Origin of the sequence: Clostridium sp. C2-6-12 (assembly GCF_009928485.1) — a bacterium.
Taxonomy (GTDB): Bacteria; Bacillota; Clostridia; order Clostridiales; family Clostridiaceae; genus Clostridium.
The window spans coordinates 217,975-240,332 of the sequence record NZ_JAABNP010000002.1; the positions used below are offsets into that span (position 1 = coordinate 217,975).

Genomic DNA, 22,358 nt, shown 5'->3' on the forward strand with positions numbered 1-22,358 from the left:
TTTTTATACCTTAAATTTTTGAATTATTTCGTTAAGATTTTGAGCGAGCTCTGCTTGACTTTGAGCAGTTAATGCAACTTGTTCTAATGCTCTTGTAGTTTCATTCATGCTTTCTCTTATTACTTCTGCATTTTCACTAGATTTTTGTGATACTCCAGCCATATTTTGTACAGCTTCACTTACTTGTCCAATAGTTGCAGTTACTTCTTCTGACATAGCAGCAATTTCTTCTGACATATTGCTTACATAATCAGAATCCTTATAATATTGATTTCCTGTTTGTTCATATGCCTCAAATTGTAAACTTATATCTTTATTAATAAATTCTACTATCTCATTTCCTGTATCAATACTATTCATAAATGTTTCTTGTACTTTATTTATAGTTTCTTGAATATTTTTTACAGCCTCTGATGATTGTTCCGCAAGCATTTTAACTTGTTCTGCTACAACTGCGAATCCCTTTCCCATATCTCCTGCTCTTGCAGCTTCTATTGCTGCATTTAGTGCAAGTAAATTTGTCTGATCTGATATATCTGCTATGGTATCTGCCATAACTTTAATATTAGTTACTATCTTTCCCTCTTCAATAACCTTTGCCATTTTTTGTTCTTTTTCATAAGCTATTGCTTTAGCTTCCTTCAATGCTCTTTGGCTATTACCTTTAACTTCAACAGCTCTTTGTTTCGCAGCATTTGAATTTGTACTTCCATCCATAGCTTTTTGTGAAAGTAAATTTATACTTGAATCAACTTCTTGAATTGAAGCACTTATTTCTTCTGTTCCTGCACTTGATTCCTGCATACTACTAGCAATATTATTTACCGCTTCATCTATACTCATCGCCTTAGAGGATAATTCCTCAACGGTTGCAGAAAGCTCCTCACTAGATGAACCTATATCTTGGGATTTTTCTTGAATTATCTTAACTAAATTATTTACGTTTTCTTGAGCTTTATTTAACTGAATACCTGTTTTTCCAAATTCATCTTTTCTTGTAATTGAAATTGGAGTCGAAAAATCATATGAAGCTAATCTCATTGCATACTCTTTTATCTTTTCAAGTGGTTTACTTATATCATTGGTCATAAGTATTCCAAGAAAAATTGCAATTACAAATCCCAAAATTGTTATTATGCATATTGTTACATTCAACTTTTTATTTATTGAATGAATTTCATCATTTGCTAATTTAGCGTCATTTAACTTATTTTGAATTAATAAATCTAAATCATTAAACATTGCTTCTCTAACTTTTGACAGCTCTGAATATTTTTCCTCTGCTTCTGCAAACTTTCCTTCATCTATAAATTTAATTACTTCCTCTCTTAAAGGTCTGTATTGCTTCAATAAATTAATGAATACGTCATATACCTTTTTTTCATCATCTCCAATTGGTAATTTTTCAAATTCACTAATATATTCATTATCTTCATCTTGATTAGCTTTAATAATTTTCTCTAATTCAACTCTTTTAGATGAATCTCGTACATAAATTAGTGAAAGCACATTACTTTTTATTTCAGTTAAATTTTGCTTCATATCCGTTAATATATAAACACCACGTACATTTTGAGCATAAATTTTTTCTGCACCTCTACCTATATTGTTAAGTGAAAAAACTCCTATTCCTCCTACAATTCCGATCATACACGCCATAATTAAAAAGGCCGCAATTAATTTGATTCTTACTTTTACATTTTTCAACACTTTTATTTCCTTACCTTTCCCGTCACATACTAAAAATTATCAACTCTACGTTCATGCAATATCAAAAGTTCTTAAATTTTTTTTACAAAACATAAAACAATCTAGTTTGACCACCTCTATGAACTTAACAAAAACTTTTTATCTACATTTTTTTGTTTTAACTGACAATTTTCTATCTTTTGCCAACATTGATTATATTACTAGATTTTATATTTTGCAATGTGCAAAATAAGATGAACTATATTTTATTCAACACTTTTATACTATTTGTTAATTATAAGCAAAAAAAACATAGATTATTAAATTTCTCTATGTTTTATGATAAAATTATCCTATTAAATTTCAAATTTTATAATTTTATTTTTAAGCTTTTTGCACTTTCTTTAGTATCATCTGTCCTTTTATTTATTTCTCCAGCTTGAACCTATCCTTCTTCAGATTTATCTACTATTGAATTGACAGCTCTTTCTATTTCCTGAGATGTCGCTGACATTTCCTGTGCAGAAGCTGCTGTTTCCTCCATAGTAACCGAAAGTTGTTGAGTAGTTGCAGAAAAACCTTCTATTTTTTAATTTAATATAGTAAAGAAACTCCTGAGAGCATTGCAATCTTTATTCTAATTCCCCTTAGTATCCATAGCAAGTGCTTATAAAATTCTATCATAAAATATGCTTTACTATTATTTATATAGACCTATTCCTGTAAAATAGCAATTGCGCGAATCGGAGCTCCATCAGAATTTTCAAATTTTATAGGTAATGCACAAAAGGTAAACAAATCATTTCCTATTTTATCTAGATCCGTAAGATTTTCAATAATTACTATATCAGTTTCACCAAGAAGCTTTTTATGAATAGTTAAGTTTTCATCTGAAATAGGATCAATTCCCATAACATCTAAGCCAACACCTTTTTTCCTACTGCTTTTTATATATTCTGCAACTTCTTCCGTAATATATGGATAATCTCCAAAGTAAGTATTTGTTCCCCAATACTTATCCCAGCCTGTATAAAACAAAATAAATTCTGATTGATCAGCATTTTCTTTTACTGCTTCAATATATTTCATTGATATTCTTTGACCTGATTGCAAATCACTACAATTAATAACTATAGCTTTCCCAAAAAATTGCTCTACCTTAAATGAATCTAAGGTAGTTCTTTGCGGAAATAAATGTGCAGGAGAATCCATATGAGTTCCCGTATGCGAAAACATAGTTATTAAAGTTTCTTTAAAACCATTTTTCTCGTATGTATTTGCTAATTCTAGTTTTGGTCCATCAGTGCCTGGATATACTGGCATATTCTCTGAAATAGTATGTGTTAAATCAATTACTTTCATAAAAACTCCTCACTTCTAATAACTTTAAATTTTAATCCGTTAGTATTTCTAAAAAGCCAGTAATATTATTAATATCAAATGAACTTAATATTCCTGCATAGGAATCATAATATTTGCCCTCATAAAATACAATTAAATGACCTTTTGAATTTATAATGCAGCATTTTGGTAGTGTATTATTTTCTTTAATATTATAAATCATTTTACCTGAATGATTTATTCCAAAGTAATCTAAAGCTTCAATTACCTTACTCATAGAGCTTTGTGTACCCATCAACTCTATTACTTCCTCCATTTTAGCTCCTGAAAGCATTGAAACGATAGTTTGTCCGCATAATCCTTTTTTGTTTTGAGCCACAAATTCAATACTATCTATTTTTCTTATTGGATTTTCTAAACTGTATGGACTATTATTATTAATTCGAGTTAGTCCACTTATTAATTCAAAAGATATTTCTAGTTCCTTTTCTATATCAAAATCTTTTATATACTCTTGTTTAACTGGAATATAATAATTTCCTTTTCCCTTTGGAACTAGTTTGCATTCAAACTCAAGCTCATTTAAGCACACCTTTACTGGTATATTTCCTTTTTGATTACACTCTTCCCATACATTAAATGGAATCTCAATAAAAGCTTTATTTCCTTCTAAAAAGATTTTTCCATTGAATCTATAATTCATAAATATCTCACCTTCCAATTTAAAATTTAGTAACCTTGGTTACGATCACTTACCTCTGTGACAGTCACCTATCTTAAAATTGGTGACTGTCACCACAATATTAATTATTAAATTGAAGTTCATAAAGTTCCTTATATAAACTGTCCTTAAATAATAATTCCTCATGATTTCCTTGTTCCATGTTTTTACCTTCTTTAATAACGTAAATAACATCAGCATTTTTAACTGTTGATAATCTATGGGCAATAATAAGAACAGTTCTGTTGTCCATAAGCTTATTTAAAGCTTCTTGCACATATTGTTCACTTTCTGAATCTAGCGAAGAAGTGGCTTCATCTAACAAAAGTATAGGCGCATTTTTTAAGAAAGCACGAGCTATTGCAATTCTTTGTTTTTGACCTCCTGACAGCTTTATACCTCTTTCCCCTACCTTAGTATTATATCCATCATCTAGCTCTTTAATAAATTCATCAGCATATGCATTTTTTGCTGCCTCTATTACCTCCTTCCTTGAAGCATCTTGTCTTCCAAATCTAATATTTTCTTCAATTGTACCATCAAAAATATATGAATCTTGAGGTACATAAGCAATTTGTTCCCTTAATTGCCCCATAGTATAGTTATTAATTGATTTTTCATTAATTATAATGTTTCCAGCGATTAATGGATAATACCCTAGAAGGAGTTTCATTATTGTACTTTTGCCGCCTCCACTTGGTCCTACTAATGCAGCTACTTGTCCTTTCTTTACTATTAAATTAACATTATCTAAGACATTATTTTTACTGTCATATGAAAAAGCCGCCGCTTCTAATTTTATCATTATATTTTCTTTGTAATTTAAGTTATCACTGTATTCATGATTTTCAACAGGTATTTTTATAAGTTCCATAACCCTATTAGAACCAGATAAATATTTTTGAAGCTGTAAGATCATACTGTTAGTATCACTAAACATTCTATTTACATTACCAACTAAAAAAACTAATGATACAATTGACCCAAGATTATTTCCCTTAGTTGAAAGAAAAGCTGCTAAAGCTATAATACCTACAAAATTAATAGATTCAAAAAAGAAATTACGAGATGACATAATAGCTTCCTTCTTTGTTAACTGGATAGTACTTTTAAGTATTTCATCATTAATATGATCAGCTTTATTAAGTACCATTTTTTCAAGCTGATAATTTTTAATTGTAAAGAAACCATTTAAAATATTGGAAATATTTTCTGTATATTTACTAGTTCTTTCTTGAATATGCTTGTTTATTATTCTTATTGTATCTTTTTGTCTTGAATTAATAAAAACAGATACAATACCAACTCCAATTAAAAGTATACTTGCTCTCCAATCTAAAAGCATCATAACTGCTGCAGATGAAATTCCAACAAACATAGATACAATTACATTTCTTAAAGGCCATCCATATGAGGCTTCCATAGTATTAACATCATTAGTAAGTCTTGATAAGGTATCTCCACTATGATTTTCTTCTACATAGGATAAAGGAAGGTGCAAAATGTGACCAAAAAGCTCATTTCTTACTTTTGCAGTTGTCTTATGCATAATACTGAAAAAGAAGAATTCAAAAGTTCCAAAAAGGATCATTCCTAAAATACAAACTACTGCTGCTACTAAAATTCCATTTTTAAGCCCATTTGTATTCGTATTAACTGAAGCATCTATCATTAACTTCATAACAATAGGAGTAAGTAAATAAAAACTTGTTTCAACTATACAATCGCTTATTAGAACAAAAGAATACAATAATCTTTTAGGTTTTATATTATTTAAAATCTCTAAATATTCATTTATTTTTATCTTATTAAACATACTTTACTTCTCCTATTGCTGTTTCTTCAGTATCGTAAATATCAAATTGTTTTGAGTATAATTTAGAATATATGTTGTCCACTTTTATTAGTTCTTCATGCTTTCCTCTATCCACAATACTACCACTGTCCATTACATAAATTTCATCTACATTTTTTATTGTTGATAATCTATGAGCTACGATAATTGATGTTTTTCCCTCCATAACCTTTTCTAAAGAATTTTGAATTGCCGATTCTGATAATGTATCTAAGGCTGAAGTGGCTTCATCAAGCAAAATTATAGGTGCATTTTTCAAAAATGCACGTGCTATAGATATTCTCTGTCTTTGACCTCCAGAAAGTTTTATTCCTCTTTCTCCTACTAAAGTATCATATCCATCCGGAAGTTCTAATATAAATTCATGTGCATCTGCTGCCTTTGCTGCATTTATAACGTCTTCTCTTTTTGCACTTAAATTTCCTAGTAATATATTTTCCATTACTGTTCCTGGAAAAAGATATGTATCTTGAGATACATAAGATATTTTTGATCGTAAATGTTTTATACTCCAATCCTTTGAATTATAACCAAACACTTCAATATTACCTTTTTGATGATTATAAAAACCAGCTATAAGCTTTAAAACAGTACTTTTCCCACAGCCACTAGCTCCAACTAATGCAATTTTACTTCCTTTATTAACTTGAAAACTTAAATCCTTTAAAATATTTTTTTCTCCATTATAAGCAAAGGAAACCTTATCAAAAGAAACAACCTTTTGTGAATCTAAATTCTCAAAACAATTACCATCTTCTCTTTCAATTTGAGTATCAAGAATTTCAAAAAAACGTTCTGTAGTTCCTAACGCATTAGTTAAGTTGCTTATAATTCCTGGTAAAAAGGCAAAAGTCCAGACTATTCCTCCCATTAAATATGTAAAAGAAAGTAATTGCCCTGGAGATATTTCATTATTGATTGATAGATAAGCTCCATAAATCAAGCAAATTGAAAATGGAGTTGATCTAAGAATAATATTAAATGGTGGTATATATTTTAATCTATGTACGCCTTGAATATTGGATTTTAAACCATTTCTAATGTTTTCATTAAATTTATTTTGAAAAAATTCCTCTAAATTAAATGCTTTGATTATAGGTATTCCTCCATAGGAATCCTGTGCTATTGAATTTGCCTTCCCTAAATTTTTTGAAGCTTCCTTAAAATACTTTTTCATAGGCTTTGAAATTCTATCAATGGCAAAAAGTCCTGGAGGTATTACAATAAAAGTAACAATTTACAACTTCCAATTAATTTCTATTAAATAAATTGATGTTATAATAACCGATACAAATTGAATCAGTGTTTTAAATAAGCTATCTCCTATAAAATTTTGAACTGAAGAAAGGTCATTTGTAAGCCTTGAAATTATGTCCCCAGTATGGTTATCTTCTATAAAAGAAAGAGGTAGTTTTTCAAGATGTTCTGTAGCCGTCCTCCTGATATCCAACATAACTTTCGCTCTAAAAATGCCATATACAAGAGTTGAAAAATAAGTTATGGCTATACCAATTATAATAACTGCACCCATTTGAATTAGATAACTATACAACTCATTGTGATTAAGATCTATTGCTGAATTTATAGATTTATTAATTAAATTAGCTAATGCTAGATTTATTCCTATACTTAATATAGATAAAGTAATATACGTAAATATCAACAATTTACATTTATTTATGAATCTGTACATCTTCCTCATTACTTCTTTAAAGGTGTATTTATTTTTATCTGTCATTTACTCTCCCAGCTTTCTGTTAAATATTATTCTTAAATTTTCTCTTTTGTATTTCTTATATTTAATATTTATTTTCATACACTCGATGATCTTGACTTATCTCTTAATTTTGTTAACGCACAACTTACCAGGGTCTTTTACTTTTCAGCCATCCTTTACTTCTCCAATATTCCTTATCTTGATGACCATCAGAATAACTATTCATAAGTCTTCTAAACACATTAAATAAAAATTTAGTTTTTAATGGTATATGTACATTTTTTCTTTTCATTGAAATATAAAAAGAAGAAGCTTTTTCTTTTAAAGATTTTTCGTATTTTTCCTGCTTTTTTGCTGGCATATCACTCCAATTCTTTGCCCAAAGAGTCAAACCACATTTATATATCTTTGGAACTCCCCAATAAGTCAAACTTCTTTCTATAGTTTTATTAACATGCTTTGTACCAGTTCCAGCTGTTGTAGATATTATAAGAGCAGTTTTAGAAAACATTTCTTCCACTGGTCTGTGACTCATAAATATGCACCCAAAATGATCAAGAAAAACTTTAACTTGTCCACTTTCAGCTAGTGTATAAACAGGTGAAGTTATAATTATTCCATCGGAAAGTTTCATAGCATTTAATAACGGGTGAGTATATTTACTATGAGGACAAAATTCACCACCAAACACTCCTTTATCTAAACATCTAAAACAACCAGCGCAAAACATAGGTAAATCTTTAGGTAAATAGAAATCAAAAAATTCATTTTCTTCCAATGTGTTGAGCCTTTCTTTAACTATTTCAATGGTCTTTTCTGTATTCCCCTTTCTTTGACTTCCATGTACTATAGTAATTTTCAATCCTTTCACTTCCATTCATACATTATAGGCATCTATCCATTTATTGTTTTTCATATCCAATACCAACTATTTTTGATTTCTTTTATAATGGAATATCATTTAAGAAAAGTATTCCAAAAGGTGATGACAATAATGTTAATTCGTCACAATAACAAACCATAAAATTATCAAATTTATATTATCATTTATAAATTTCAAAATTTACATCTTAATTATTTTTTATTTCTAACTTATATATTAACTTCTTTACAATTTATAGAAATATTATACAATTTAAGTTAAAAATAGTATATATAAATTTAACTTTAACTTAGTTTTTTATTCTTAATAAATTATATTTAATAGAAATATATCTGATTTAATACATAATAAAAAGAAGGATAAAAATCCTCCTTTATATAAATATCATTTAGACTATAAGTTATATATACTAATATCTAAAATTTCTATAAGAAATTCTAAATTAATATGATCAATTTGCATTTCTATGTTATATAACACCTCATTTTATTTAGCCTTCAACTTGAAATTTTTCATAATTCCTATTAAATTTGGCCATCATACTTTCCAATACATTTGCTTGATTTATTAATTGATCACTTGCTGCAGCACTTTGTTCTGCTATTGATGATGTCGTTTGCACTACACCAGCTATTTGCAATATTCCATCATTAACCTGCTTAATTGATTGGGCTTGGTTTTCAGATGCTAATGCAATATCTGCAACTAATTCTGTAGCTTTATTTACATTTTCTACAACTCCAGTTAATGTTTCAGCTGTATTTTCAGCTAATGTTTTTCCTGTATTAACTACACTAATTGCATCTTCAATTAGTTTAGTAGTCTGTTTGGCAGCATTTGCACTTTGATTTGCTAGATTTCTCACCTCATCAGCTACAACTGAAAAACCTTTTCCCGCTTCTCCTGCTCTTGCAGCTTCTATTGCAGCATTAAGTGCAAGTAAATTAGTTTGCTCAGAAATATAATCAATTGCTTTTATTATATTTTTAATGTCCTTAGATGATTTTTCAATTTCATTCATGGATTTAAGCATCTCATTCATTTGAAGATTACTTTTTTCAATATTCTTAACTAATAAATCGGTTATAGAATTTGTATTAATAGCATTTTGGGCAGTGCTTTGAACCTTTTCATTAATTTCAGCCATAGATGCAGAAAGCTGCTGAATTGAAGTAGCTTGTTCAATTGTCCCCTGAGACAACACTCTTGCTATGCTTGAAACTTGATCCGAACTACTGGTAACTTGATTGGTTGCAGAATTTATATCTGAAAAAACTTCATTTAAGGATAACAAAATATTATTTAGTGATTCTTCTATTTCTATAAAATTTCCTTTATAGTGCTCTTCTGCAGAAATATTTAAATTTCCTTTAGAAATATTTCCTAAAATATATGTTATTTCAGTTATATACCCCTTAAGTATAATACTCATTTCTGAAAACGAACTCGCTAATTCTCCTATTTCATCCTTAGAATCTATATCTATTGATACTTCCAAATTTCCCATTGCCATTTGTTTTGCCATTTTATTCATGTTTTCTATTGGTTCACTGATAAAATTAGAAATATATTTTGATAAAAACACTGTTAAACTTAAGGTAAATCCTATACACACTAAAATCATAATTATTGATATTATTTTCAAAATAGCTAATCTTTCAACTAAGTTATTACAATTATCAATTTTTATTTCTAGTAACTCTGAAATATCTACAGTCAATACCTCAAGTATAGGACTTGCTTGAGTTTTCATAATTTGGGCGGCTTGCTTATTTTTCTTTTCTAAGCCCAATTCCAAAACTCTATTTCTTAAAGGTTCAAATTCATTAATATCATCTTTAATTTTTCCAAATTCTTTTTCTTCAAATTCTGTAGTATTTGTTTTTTCTATTGATATTAATAACTGTTTTATTTCTTCTGAATAAGAATTAATCGAATCTCTATAATTAGTCTTCCTTGTTTCGTCAAAGTTCTCATCTTCCAGCATTGCAATATCTCTTACAATAGAATATGAATTATCTATTTTAATTCCAAGTTTACCTACCTCTCCTTGAGAAAATCCATAATTATTTATAGCATAGTTATATTTATTAGTTATTATTTGTAAAAATACCAGACTGATAACCGAAGTAAAACTACCTATAATAGCTATTACCATAAATGATTTAAATAGCTTTTTTCTTAAAGGCAAATGTTTCATATTCAAATTTATAGGTTTTTTCATAATTATCTGCTCCTTAAGCTTTTGTATTACATTTAAATAAGAATAATTTTTATTGAGTGTTTTTGATTTTTATCAAGGGAAGCTATAATACCTCTATCAATTATAGCTTTATCTATAAATTCATATTCTTCGTCATTTATATAAACCTTGGCTACTTTATATTGTCCATATTCTCTTTTATTTCCATTAATGTATTCAACCTTAAGTTTTCTTTCAGCAAAGCACATTTCAATTGAAGCTTTATTTTCAGCATCAAATTGCTTTAACAGTAATTTAGGCTCAAATACTAAATTACCCATTTCACCTTTAACACCAAACATTTCAGATAATATTGTAAGTATTAACCAGCTTGCTGATCCTGTTAGATAATGATACATTCCTCTGCCTTTTTCATTTATATACTCAGGAACACCTGGATAAATTCTGCTTGATTCGAAGTTATTACAGTGATTGTAAAGAGTGTCTATAACTTTAAATCCCTCTTTTGCAAATCCTCTTTGATACAATGCATTAGCATACATAATAGCCATATGGCTAAATACTGCTCCATTTTCTTTATGTCCATATGCAAAACCAAACATTCTTCCGAAATCGGTTTTGATTTCATTGAAATTACTATTTAACCTATAACCTCCTATATTTTCATCATAAAGATAATTATCTGCTGCTTTTATTATGTTCTTTACTTGATCTTCTGTGGCCGTACCACTCATAATAGTAAATACCTGACCAGTCAGCATCATACGAGTTCCATTTTCTCCATCGCCTTCAACTCTTCTAGCATTGTTATCGTAATAACCATTGTACCAGCTATATCCCTCCGAATTGGTAATCCATTCATTATTTTGTATATGATTTTTAAGCCAGTTTGCTTTTTCTTTAATGCTAATAATTAATTTATCGGAATCAATTTTAATTACTTTCCCGCTAATATTATGTCTGCATCTATTGCAATACTCTTTTAAAACTCTTTGTTTTTTAACTGGGTTATCATATATTTCCTTCTTAGAATCTAATAGTATTAATAATTCTTCAGCTACTTCTAATTCTTTTATATTCTTTACATCTCTTAGATTTTCTAACAAATTAGCGATATTTTTGAGATTTCCTCCATAAAGAGCACTAAATGCAACACTTTCTCCTTTTTCATCCGCCATGTCAAGTCCATCATTCCAATCAGCACCATGAAGCTTTAGATTGTTATGTTCTCCAACATCATAAAAAGCAGTCAAATGCTGAATTAGTAGATGTTCTAAAATTGTTCCTTTATATTCTTCTGAATTACCTGAAAGCATCTTATTTCCTTGGTCTATATTCCATAGAAAATCTTTTTCTGTGCCTCTTCCCTCTTGAAGGTCTTTAAAATAGCTTTGTTTTTCTAAAAGAAATTCAATATCACCAGTTTGATCTATATAAAGTTTTGTGGTTAAAAAAGGCCATGCTCCATGATCCATCCAAACCCTAGTAATATTATTTCTATCAGCTACGAATTCTCCTTGCTTTGTACCGATAATTGTAGCATTGGTACCATCAAAACGCACTCCTCCAAAATTATCATAAAGCATTCCCCTAACATTTGCTGGATCCATAGCAAGTAGTGCTAAACAATCTTGCCATAAATCTCGCCAGCCTCTTCCGCCTTTTCCATAGTCATGATGAGGCATAAAAGAACATCCATATATTCTTCTAAGCATTGGTTGAAAATTAACCCAATACATCCAATTATCAAATTGGCTATCCTTTGTAGCATATGATATATTTATTTTTTTATCCCAACATGCTTTTGTGTTTTCAAGAGATTTATCGAAAGCGGTTTCCGTTAAATGCTTTATTATAGTATTATTAAAGTCAGCTTCAGAATTTTCAAAGCCAATTGCAATTATATAAGTTTTAGAAGTGTTTGCTTCAATTACTTCCTCTTCAAAACGCATTGCTCCAATAGCTTCATACCCCTCTAATTTTTCATTAGCTTTAATCTTAAATTCCTCATTTAATGATATACTTCTAGGAATCTCAAAAGATCCACCTTCTCCAATATATTCTTCTACGATGGGGCAAAAACCTATTGGTTTTTCACCATTTCCTTTAGAAGCTGCTGCTCCATAAACTACAGAATTCCTTTTATGACCTCTCTCATCAAAGGTTAAAGTTGGATTTACAACAACACCATATTCACTAGTTTTTATTCTGTGTAAAAGAGAAGTTACATGTCTATGATCTCTAATGTTGTCTGCTGAACGACAATATAATGGTACTGCAGCTGTAGAAGTTATCTTTTTAGGTTCAGTACCTGTATTAGTAATTATTACTTTCATTAATTCAACTTTGTCTTCTGTTGATGGCACAAAAGAAATTATCTCACTCTTTATCCCAAGTTTTTTAGAATTTCTTGTTATCTTATGCCACATTATTCCTGCTTCTAATTCCGTTTCTTCCTTATCTTCACTAAAAATATCAGCTTGCTGAACTGCTGAAACACCTGTTGCTGACCAAGCACCAATTCCTTGAATATAAACCCAAAAATTCCTTGAGGATTTATTATTATGAAGTTCTTCACTACTTACCGGTGAAAGCAAAAAAGTATTTTGCCCCATTTTGCAATCACCATTCAAAGTAGGAGTTATGCTAGACATGACTCCTGCTTCATTAGCAAGTGGAAAATATAAATAACTATTTTGTTCTGGATTTTTAAGCTTAAATGTTCCTTTATTATCTATATATTTATAATTTACCATTCTGTAAACCACCCTTACAATATTATTAAATCAAACTTGATTCTATTAGTTATATAACATTCGAATCTTAGATCTATTTTTTATTAAGAACTTTGACTTAAAAGCGTTGATTTACATAAATAATTCTTGTTATAAATATAAATATTCTTAATATTGACTATTCTATTTTTTTGCATGAATCCCTAACTACAAGTTCTACAGGTATTATTTTATTGATTTTTAGTTTAGCTTTTTCATTGATTTGTTTTACTAATAAATCAACTGCCGTTTTCCCAATTTCTTCTCGATTTTGCCTAATAGTTGTTAACTTAGGAGTGATATATTTAGCAATTTCTATGTCATCATAACCTATTATAGAAATATCCTCTGGTATATTTACTCCTTCTTCTTTCATTGCATCAATTGCACCAAAAGCAATTTTGTCACAGGCTGCAAATACTGCTGTTGGTCTATCCTTAAGCCTTAATAATTCTTTCATTGCTTTATAGCCCCCAGAAACATCAAAGTTTACACCATCTGCAATATATCCATCAGGTACTTCCAAATTTAATTTTTTCATAGCTTTTTCATAACCTTTTTTTCTTATGGCACTCTGCCAATTATCCTTATTAGTTGCTCCGGTTATATGTGCTATTTTTCTATGTCCTAGATCATATAAGTATTTTACTGCAAGATTACATCCTTCTATACTATCTGAAGATACTGTTGAAGTATTTTTGTTAAGCATATCTATAACAACAATTGGAAAATCGCTCTTAATAAGTTCTAAAGTCTCTTTATCGTTAGGGTCAGTACAAATTATAGCAATTCCGTCTACACATCTATATTTAAAATATTCTAAAAAAGTATCGTTTTTCAATCTATCATTTTTAGAACCAAATAACAAGGAATATCCATGTTTATCTGCTTGTCTTTTAAATGCTTCAATTACGCCTGAAAAGAAAGGATGGTTAAGTCCAACTCCAAGATTTTCAAAATATACAATCCCTAATGTCCAAGTTCTTTTTGTCGATAGAAATTGAGCTTGAGAATTTGGCAAAAAATTCTCCTCATCAAGAATTTTTTTTATTTTGGCTCTTGTTTTATCACTTACATCTGGATAATTATTTATTACTTTCGATACTGTAGTTGGAGAAACCCCTGCAAGTTTTGCTATTTCGTATATTGTGCTCATTAAAATAAATGCCCCTTTCTTTTCAAATATTATGTTTATTTTTCTTCAACAATAGTATAAATAGAGTTTGCTTTTAATTGAATAATCATATTTGTATTATTTATTTCTAAATTAATTAATTTATCTTCACTATTTTCATTCATAATTACTGTACATAATGTATTATTTTCGTTTAAACAACTTACTGAATATATGTTTTCTCCACTGACCTCACTATAAACTCTCTTTGCATTCCTCTTAATAAATTTACTAAAATGAGCAATGTAAAAAAATGAGCTGTTATAATGAACCTCTTTTGTTTTACTATCAACTATTACTGGAGCATCACATAAATTGTTAACATGATTTGGTCCACCTGTTTCATCAAGTACAATATTCCAATCTATCCATGCTTCTATATAATTATTTAAATCTCCAATTATATTTCTTCCATATCTTTCACCAGTATCCCAAGAACCTAATTTTACTCCGCCTTCCTGACAACCTTCTGTAAATATGATATGTTTATCTGGAAACTCCTCATGGACCCTCGAAGTATTAGTGAATTCTTCAGACATATACCAATGTATTCCAGTTCCCCATACATATTTAGCAGCCTCTTTGTCTTTAAGTACAGTTTTTACTCTATCATATACTATATCTCTATTATGATCCCAAATTATTATTTTCTTATCTTTCAATCCATTTTTAAACATTGTTGGTCCTAGGAAATCTTTCACAAAATCCCTTTCTTCCTCTGCTGTATATAGGCAGGAATCCCATATTTGACATGCAGCCGGTTCATTTTGAACTGTAACTGCCCAAATATCAATATCTTTTTCTTTCATCTTATTAATGTATTTCACATAATAATCTGCCCACAATTGTTTACAATCTTCTTTAAGTTTTCCCCCATTGTTCATTTCTCCATTTGTCTTCATATAACTTGGAGGACTCCATGGGCTTGCTAAAATATTAAAATCTTTATTAGTTATTTCTTTAACTTTTCTTACAAGTGGAAGCACATATTTTTCATCTCTATCCAAAGTAAAGGTTTCTAAAGTTTTGTCTCCTTCTTCTACATAGCTGTAATTCTCTAAAGAAAAATCGCAGCTATTAATGTGGACTCTAGCAAAATTATAACCTATGCCTTTTTCTTGGTCATAATAAGCCTCTAATATTTTTCTTTGTTCATTTTCGTCTATTTTTGAAAGAGCATAAGCACTTGCTTCCGTTAATGCGCCTCCAAATCCAAGTATCTTTTGATATTTCTTAGCTGTATCTATTTTAACACTATTTTGAATATTTTTGTCTCCCTGTATTTCAAATTTTTTTAATTCATGTTCTTTTAATCTATCTTCTGTATTTTTAGTTGTTACATATACTTTATATTTATTCATTATTTAACCTCCTGCACTACACAATAATAGCCATTATTTCTGCTATCTCTCCTGCTCTAATCTTTTCAGCATATTCGTTACATATTTCATTTCCTTTAAATGTAATTTCACTGCCATTTATATCTTTCAAAGAAATTTCTCCTATACTTCCTTTATCTGCACCAAAAGTATCCTTATTGTCATTATTAATATATACAAGTTTCACTTTTCCAAAAAGTGTTGTAACTATAACACCATCTTTAAAGAAGTCTTTAGTTAAAATTGGATTTAGCCTGAACTTAAGAATTCCATCTTCACTAACAAAAAGCTTTTCTCCTACCATCATAAGCTTCCATATATTAAGCATTTCAACAGTTGTTCCACTTAGTCTTGCTACAAATCCTCTTCCATGATTTCTTTCATCAGGATTACTGCTACTTGCAATAAAAGAAGAATTTTCAAGTATACTTCTTCCATATATGTTAGGATCCATAAATGGAGGCATTGCTGTTTTAATATCTTCAAAAAATTCTTCATATAATCCATTCTTTATCAATTCAAGGAGATATTTAAATTCCATATGCATAAATATAGATTCTCTTTCAAGCCATCCTGCTGTAAAACTTCTTGCACGTCCGATTTCAAATGACACTTCTTCAAGAGATTCAGAAGTCTTATACATTTTCAATTTTTTATCATAAACTTCACTAGCTTTAATTTCTTTATATAACTCTTTCTTTTCTTCCATATTCACATTTGTCTTAAGATATCTTGCTGGGCCTTCTAAAAATAAAGGTAAAAAATTAACTTTGAATTCTAAAGGCTTTATACTTTTATTTTCTTCTATTTCGTATTCAGTAACTTCATAATGCATAAATGTAGGAATCTTTTCTTTATTTATGTTTTTAAGCTCTTTTATCCCTAAATCTATCTTAATAAGCATTTTACTTATTAAATCTTTAACTTTGTTTTTTCCTATGCTAAATTCAATTCCACTTACTGAGTACTTGATCGTATCTCTGTATTCTTCTCTTATGGCAGAAACCTTATCCCAATAATCTACTTGTGTTATTTTTTCATTTATAGCTAAAGTAAGACTTTCATTTAAATCTATAATTGAACTATAAAATTCTTCAGGTAAGTTTATAGAATCTTCTATTATATCTAAGTTTTTATTTAAAAATAATAGTAACCGCTTTAATTCTGCCATTTCTGCAAAACTTGAACCTAATAAACCAGGTAGTCCATTCATTGCGTCATTCCAGCCTGGCTTTCCAGCCTCCATTTCTATACCAAAGCCCATAGGATCTATTGTCATAAACTTAACTCCAGCAAGAATTAACAGCTTTGTAAATAAATTAGTTTTGTATAGATTGCCTTCTTTATCACAAACCCATTTATCTTTAAATTCTTCTTTTTTTCTAAGAGCTACATATTGTCTTACTTTACCATCATCTATAATATACTTTTCACTTCTTGGCAGTACATATTCTGGTGAATTGTAGAATTTATAATCAATATCTTCAATTAATAATTCATTTATTTTATCAGGATAAATATTTAAATACTCTTCTACTAAATCAAGGTTATATGTCCAATGGTCTGTCCAGAAACCTTCTCCAAAATCAGCTTCTACATTTTCAAAACATATTTCCAAGATATCATTCATAATTTCCTTAATTTTGTCTTCTTCAATACCTCTTATTTTTTTTATTGAAGCATATAGTTCACCTAAAGTAAATTTATCTTCAAGAGTTTTTAATAACTCTTTGCCTTTGTACTTTTCTTCTAATTTTAATAATGTTTCTCTTTGATTTTTATCTATATAAAACTGCTTTCCTTTAATAACTAAAGGATTATAACCATCTAGTTGTATTAAATCCATAAATAATTTAATATTTTCTTTCCTTGTAAAAGGATGAATAAAAACATCCATTCTTCTGTTTTGATTTACATCTCTAAAATTTCCATTACCTTGAGAATAATAGTTTGGCTCTATGCTAAAGAAATTATAATCTCTTTCCAGATCTCCATGTTTTCTCGAATAAACGTAATAAACCTTCTTATTTTCATTTCCAACTTCTAAAGGATATCCTCCTCTTAAAACATTATCTATATAACATTGTTTAATATAGTTGTCAAATAACGAATTTGAAGTCTTAGTTTCTACACTCTTACCAATTCCATCAATTATTTCATTTCCTTCAATTATCTTTTCCTCAAAGTATTCTTTATTACATATTTTATTTAATGATTTATTGACATCTTCACTATTACTCATGTAACCAATATAACTATAGATTTTAGTCGATAAATTAGGTGTTAATGAACTTACTTTACCAGTAAATGCACAAGGAACTTTATTGTAACAAATCTTCTCACTATTTAATAAATCTTCAACCTTATTATTTTCAAAATTTACTGGCTTTTTTAACGAAGTATCATATCCAAATATTTTATCTGTGTCCACAATTGGTGTCAAAATATTTTTTTCATCATCAAAAGCAACGTAAAAATAACTATTTTCAACTTTATCAACTTTTGCCGTATCTCCAGTAGAAGCTCTAACCTTATATATTGCAGTGTTATCTTCTTTAACTTCTCCCTGCATCCAGCTTCTTAAGGTATTACCAAATACTTTATAGGATTCATTTGTAGATCCATATGGTAAAATAGCCGCTAACCCATCTAAAAATTCTATTTCAATTTTTTTATTAGACTTATTAATTATTTCAACTCTTCTACCTAATGCAGCAAAGTCTTCTTTAGGTAAAGTAAAATAGCAAATTTCAATATTAATCCCCAAGTTATCATTAATTTCTATTAATCTAATTTCATTGTTCTTTATCTTAATTGTTCTATTTACGTTCTCACTAGTAGCTATAGAAAATGGTTCGTAAATAACTTCTTCACCACAATTTTTAATTTTAATGAAAGTTCTAAAACCATTACTATATACCATTTTGTATGCTTCATTTGCTGGAAAAAACTCCATTATACAATTATCTTTATCCCTTATGCCAATACTGCTTATTGCTTGTCCTCTATTAACGTAAAAAGACCACATTGGAATACCTTCGAGTCCAGCTATTCCTGATAGAAAACTAGCAAAAGGAGCTTTTTTATCATAATTTTCTATAACATAAAATCCCAATTCATCTATATAATCATTTTTAATTATTTTTTCTGCTTTCATAAAACACCTCTTACTTAATTTAAAACCACAATTTATTCTTTAACCCCGCCAGCTGATATGCTGCTAATTATATATTTTGAGAAGAATACAAATGCTACCATTATAGGCAAAACTGATATTGCAACAGTTAAATATGTTGCTCCTACATTGGCACTTATATCTTTTGATGCTCTTAATGAAGCCATCATTACAGGCAATGTAAATTTATCAGGTGTAAGTAATAATACTAATGGCATCAAATAATTATTCCATGCTCCAATAAAGGTACCAATTGACATTGTTGCAATACCAGGCATCATTATAGGAATTCCAATTTTATGGAAGATACCTAGTTCTGTAGATCCATCAATTCTTGCAGCTTCTACAATTGACATTGGTAAAACTGAAGTTAAATATTGTCTTAAGAAAAATACTATAAACGGACTTGCTATTGCTGGTATTATTAATGGAATATAACTATCCATTAACCCCATCCCATTTATCAAATCATAAAATCCTAACAATCCTAATTGTGCTGGTACCATCATTAAAACTAATATTACAGTAAAGATTAAATTTTTACCTTTAAATTTATATATTGCAAAACCATATGCAGTTAATGCTGAAAAATATCCAGATAAAAATGTAACGCATACCGAGACAAATAAACTATTTCCAAGTCCTCTAAATATATTAAAGTAGCTGCTCATTGTTTTCCAATTACTCAATATAGAACTACCTGGAATTAATGTAAATCCAAACATTATTTCTTGACTACTACGAGTTGCATTTACCAACATTATCAAAAATGGGCATAAACACAAAATGCTTAAAATAATTAATGCTGTATAAACTATAACTTTTTTAACCTTAGTACCCATTATTTTGCCTCCTTACTTTTACTTGAACCATACATTGATTTAAATGTAAATCCTGAACATATTGCTATTATAAAGAACAATACGTAAGCAATAGAACCTGCATAACCTACATTATTAAATTTAAATGCTGTATTATACAAATACATAACTACTGTGTTCAATGCTCCTGATGGTGCACCTAAACCATCTGTAATTAAAAATGGAATATCAAATATCTGAAGTCCTCCAATAAGTGATGTTATTGCAACATATAATAATATTGGTTTTAAAAGAGGTAAAGTTATCTTTCCAAATACTGTCCATCTTCCAGCGCCATCAATAGTTGCTGCTTCAAAATAATCTTTTGATATTCCCTGAACACCAGCCATTAGAACTATAAATGAGTTACCAAACCACATCCAAGCCCCAATTACTCCAACCATAATAGTTGCTGTTCCTGGCTGGCCTAACCAATTTATTTTAGTATTTATTATTCCAAAATTAACCAAAATCTGATTTAATGAACCAAACTTCCAATCTAATAAAGCTGCAAATAAAAATGATACTGAAGTTGCTGCTATTAAATTAGGTAAATAAAATAGTGCTCTAAAAACACTTAATCCCTTAAATTTATATTTTATATCGCTAAATATTATAGTTAACAAAAATGCCAATCCAAGTTGAAGCACAATATTAATACCCCAAATTTTTAGGGTATTTACAAATGAACCCCAAAACATTTTGTCACTCATAACACGAGTATAATTCTCCGCTCCAATAAATTTTATTTCTCCAAAGCCATTAAAATTTGTAAAGCTTAAATATAATGTTCTAAAAATTGGGTAAATACTAAATATTATAAAAATCACTAAAAAAGGTAGTATAAATAAATACCCAAGTCTATTTACATCATTTACACTTTTTTTTCTTTTAGGTTTGGATTCAGTAATTTCAATGGTCTTTTTTGTACTATTTATATCTAAATTCAACTTTCTCACCTCTAATAAAATTTCTACCTATAATTTTTATCTTATGTCTAACCACTGTAACCCTTCCCCCTCTAAGTTGAGATCTAACAGTGACACGACCCTAGATAAGTTCTGCTAACCTTCATATAGAGATTTAAATTCCCTCTGAAGCTAAGTTTCACTTTATTTAAAGGTGAGAATTTTCTCACCTTTAAATCATTAATTTGGGACTTCTATATCTGGATATATAGTCTTAATATTTTTATAGAAATCTTTTAAAGCATCTTCTTTTGACATTTCACCTTTTTGAATTGATTCAATTGCTTGTCCAAAGAATTTTCCAATTTGATCATCATACTTAGTAACTAATGAATAATCTACTTTCTTAGCTTGTTCTAACCAGAATGCATAAGTCTTTTGTCCACCAAAAGCTTCATTGCTCATATCTTTATTAGCTTCTAAAGCTGGAATATTTGAAACAACATCGCCTTTTGATTTTTCAATCCACCACTTAGCTGTATCCTCATTAAGTGTACAATATTTAATGAAATCCCAAGCTGCTTGCTTATTTTTACTGTAGCTGCTGATTCCCATAAAAGTTCCACCAGCAAAGTATGAGTTAGGACCTGTTGTAACTCCAAATTTACCTATGTTATCTTTTGCATTATCTCTTACAATTAAGCTTCCCCATGTTGGTAATGCATATGCAAATACTTCAGTTTTAGCTGCATTTGCATCTATATCTTTTAATTCTTTATTACCAGCATCTACTGGAATTGGACCAGCCATTGAAGCATACCATGCTGCTGACCATTCTGGCGCAAATGCAACTAATTTTTGTTGATATAGATTTACAGCTGCATCCACATAGGCTAATCTGTCTTCTGTCATCATTAATTTCTTATCTTTAACCCATGGTTGAGGATTTTTACCATAAACAAACCATCTTAAATTTCCTGTGTCTGAGAAAATTCTATATCCTTTATCTAATAACTCTTTACCTGTTTTTGTTATTGTATTTACATCCTTAAACTTTTCTGCAATAAAAGCAGGATCGTCATTTCCCCAAACCTTTTTAGCAATGTCTCTACGATAAGTTATTCCACCTGGAGTCATTTGATAACTTAGTGCTTTTACTTTTCCATCTACTGAATCTTTACCAGCTTCATATACATAATTAACCATTTTATCTTTGTATTGTTCAACATTATATGGTTCTTTTGTTAAGTCCTCGCAAAAACCTGCTTCAAAATAATTTGGAAGCATTTGAGGTTCACCAACTATAACATCTGGTACATCTGCTTTTCCACGAAGTGCTGTTGTAACTTTTGTTGGATAATCTGCTGGAGCTATTACTGTAACTTCAACTTCTTTCCCTGGATTTTGTTCTTTGTAATGTTCAGCAAAAGCTTTTAAATCATCTGACAATGTCCATACTACTATTTTTCCATTCCCATCATCTTTTTTTCCTGCCTCAGCTGTTTTACTTGCAGATCCACAAGCAACTAAAGATGCTGCTACTACTCCAGATAAAACAAGTGACATTACTTTTTTTAGTCTCATAATATAATTCCCCCTGTAATGAATATTTTTTACTTAAAAGCTACATTTACAAAATAGTTTTGTCTTTTGAATAATTTACATCTTTTCGAAACCAG

14 protein-coding genes and 1 pseudogene are annotated in these 22,358 nt (G+C 29.1%); all 15 read right to left on the bottom strand.

Going from position 1 to position 22,358, the window contains the following annotated elements:
* Positions 1 to 3 precede the first annotated feature (3 nt).
* A complete protein-coding gene (locus GXK56_RS02675) occupies positions 4 to 1,710 on the bottom strand; it encodes a methyl-accepting chemotaxis protein (RefSeq protein ID WP_202127809.1) in 1,707 nt (568 codons plus the stop codon).
* A gap of 693 nt (positions 1,711 to 2,403) precedes the next feature.
* Complete coding sequence (locus GXK56_RS02680; protein ID WP_160684588.1) at positions 2,404 to 3,051, bottom strand: cyclase family protein; 648 nt, start codon at positions 3,049 to 3,051, stop codon at positions 2,404 to 2,406.
* A 31-nt stretch (positions 3,052 to 3,082) separates the two neighbouring features.
* A complete protein-coding gene (locus GXK56_RS02685) occupies positions 3,083 to 3,733 on the bottom strand; it encodes a DUF1905 domain-containing protein (RefSeq protein WP_160684590.1) in 651 nt (216 codons plus the stop codon).
* A gap of 100 nt (positions 3,734 to 3,833) precedes the next feature.
* Positions 3,834 to 5,567 carry an ABC transporter ATP-binding protein gene (locus tag GXK56_RS27660; RefSeq protein WP_202127810.1) on the bottom strand — a complete coding sequence of 578 codons (1,734 nt, stop codon included), beginning with the start codon at positions 5,565 to 5,567 and terminating at the stop codon, positions 3,834 to 3,836.
* Positions 5,560 to 6,477, bottom strand: coding sequence for an ATP-binding cassette domain-containing protein (locus tag GXK56_RS02695; RefSeq protein WP_243155998.1), 918 nt, complete (start codon positions 6,475 to 6,477; stop codon positions 5,560 to 5,562). The genes GXK56_RS27660 and GXK56_RS02695 overlap by 8 nt, the downstream gene beginning before the upstream one ends.
* Positions 6,469 to 7,344: pseudogene (locus GXK56_RS28020) on the bottom strand (ABC transporter ATP-binding protein); the annotation flags it as partial. The gene GXK56_RS02695 and the pseudogene GXK56_RS28020, both read right to left, overlap by 9 nt.
* A 124-nt stretch (positions 7,345 to 7,468) precedes the next feature.
* Positions 7,469 to 8,185 (bottom strand): NAD(P)H-dependent oxidoreductase, encoded by a 717-nt coding sequence (locus tag GXK56_RS02705; RefSeq protein ID WP_160684597.1) that lies wholly within the window; start codon positions 8,183 to 8,185, stop codon positions 7,469 to 7,471.
* Positions 8,186 to 8,696: 511 nt separating this feature from the next.
* Positions 8,697 to 10,430 (bottom strand): methyl-accepting chemotaxis protein, encoded by a 1,734-nt coding sequence (locus GXK56_RS02710; protein ID WP_243155993.1) that lies wholly within the window; start codon positions 10,428 to 10,430, stop codon positions 8,697 to 8,699.
* 32 nt (positions 10,431 to 10,462) lie between these two features.
* Positions 10,463 to 13,165, bottom strand: a complete 2,703-nt coding sequence (locus GXK56_RS02715; RefSeq protein ID WP_160684600.1) for a cellobiose phosphorylase — start codon at positions 13,163 to 13,165, stop codon at positions 10,463 to 10,465.
* Between the two features lie 157 nt (positions 13,166 to 13,322).
* Positions 13,323 to 14,339 carry a LacI family DNA-binding transcriptional regulator gene (locus GXK56_RS02720; RefSeq protein WP_160684603.1) on the bottom strand — a complete coding sequence of 339 codons (1,017 nt, stop codon included), beginning with the start codon at positions 14,337 to 14,339 and terminating at the stop codon, positions 13,323 to 13,325.
* Between the two features lie 35 nt (positions 14,340 to 14,374).
* Positions 14,375 to 15,718 carry a glycoside hydrolase family 30 beta sandwich domain-containing protein gene (locus GXK56_RS02725; protein WP_160684606.1) on the bottom strand — a complete coding sequence of 448 codons (1,344 nt, stop codon included), beginning with the start codon at positions 15,716 to 15,718 and terminating at the stop codon, positions 14,375 to 14,377.
* A gap of 16 nt (positions 15,719 to 15,734) precedes the next feature.
* The gene (locus GXK56_RS02730) at positions 15,735 to 18,893 is read right to left on the bottom strand and encodes a hypothetical protein (RefSeq protein WP_160684609.1); all 3,159 of its coding nucleotides are present in this window, start codon (positions 18,891 to 18,893) and stop codon (positions 15,735 to 15,737) included.
* Between the two features lie 32 nt (positions 18,894 to 18,925).
* On the bottom strand, positions 18,926 to 19,753 hold the full coding sequence (locus tag GXK56_RS02735) for a carbohydrate ABC transporter permease (RefSeq protein ID WP_160684612.1): 828 nt from the start codon (positions 19,751 to 19,753) through the stop codon (positions 18,926 to 18,928).
* Positions 19,753 to 20,721, bottom strand: coding sequence for a sugar ABC transporter permease (locus tag GXK56_RS02740; protein WP_160684615.1), 969 nt, complete (start codon positions 20,719 to 20,721; stop codon positions 19,753 to 19,755). Before GXK56_RS02740 ends, GXK56_RS02735 begins: the two co-directional genes overlap by 1 nt.
* Positions 20,722 to 20,919: 198 nt before the next feature.
* Positions 20,920 to 22,263, bottom strand: coding sequence for an ABC transporter substrate-binding protein (locus tag GXK56_RS02745; protein ID WP_160684618.1), 1,344 nt, complete (start codon positions 22,261 to 22,263; stop codon positions 20,920 to 20,922).
* Positions 22,264 to 22,358 lie beyond the last annotated feature (95 nt).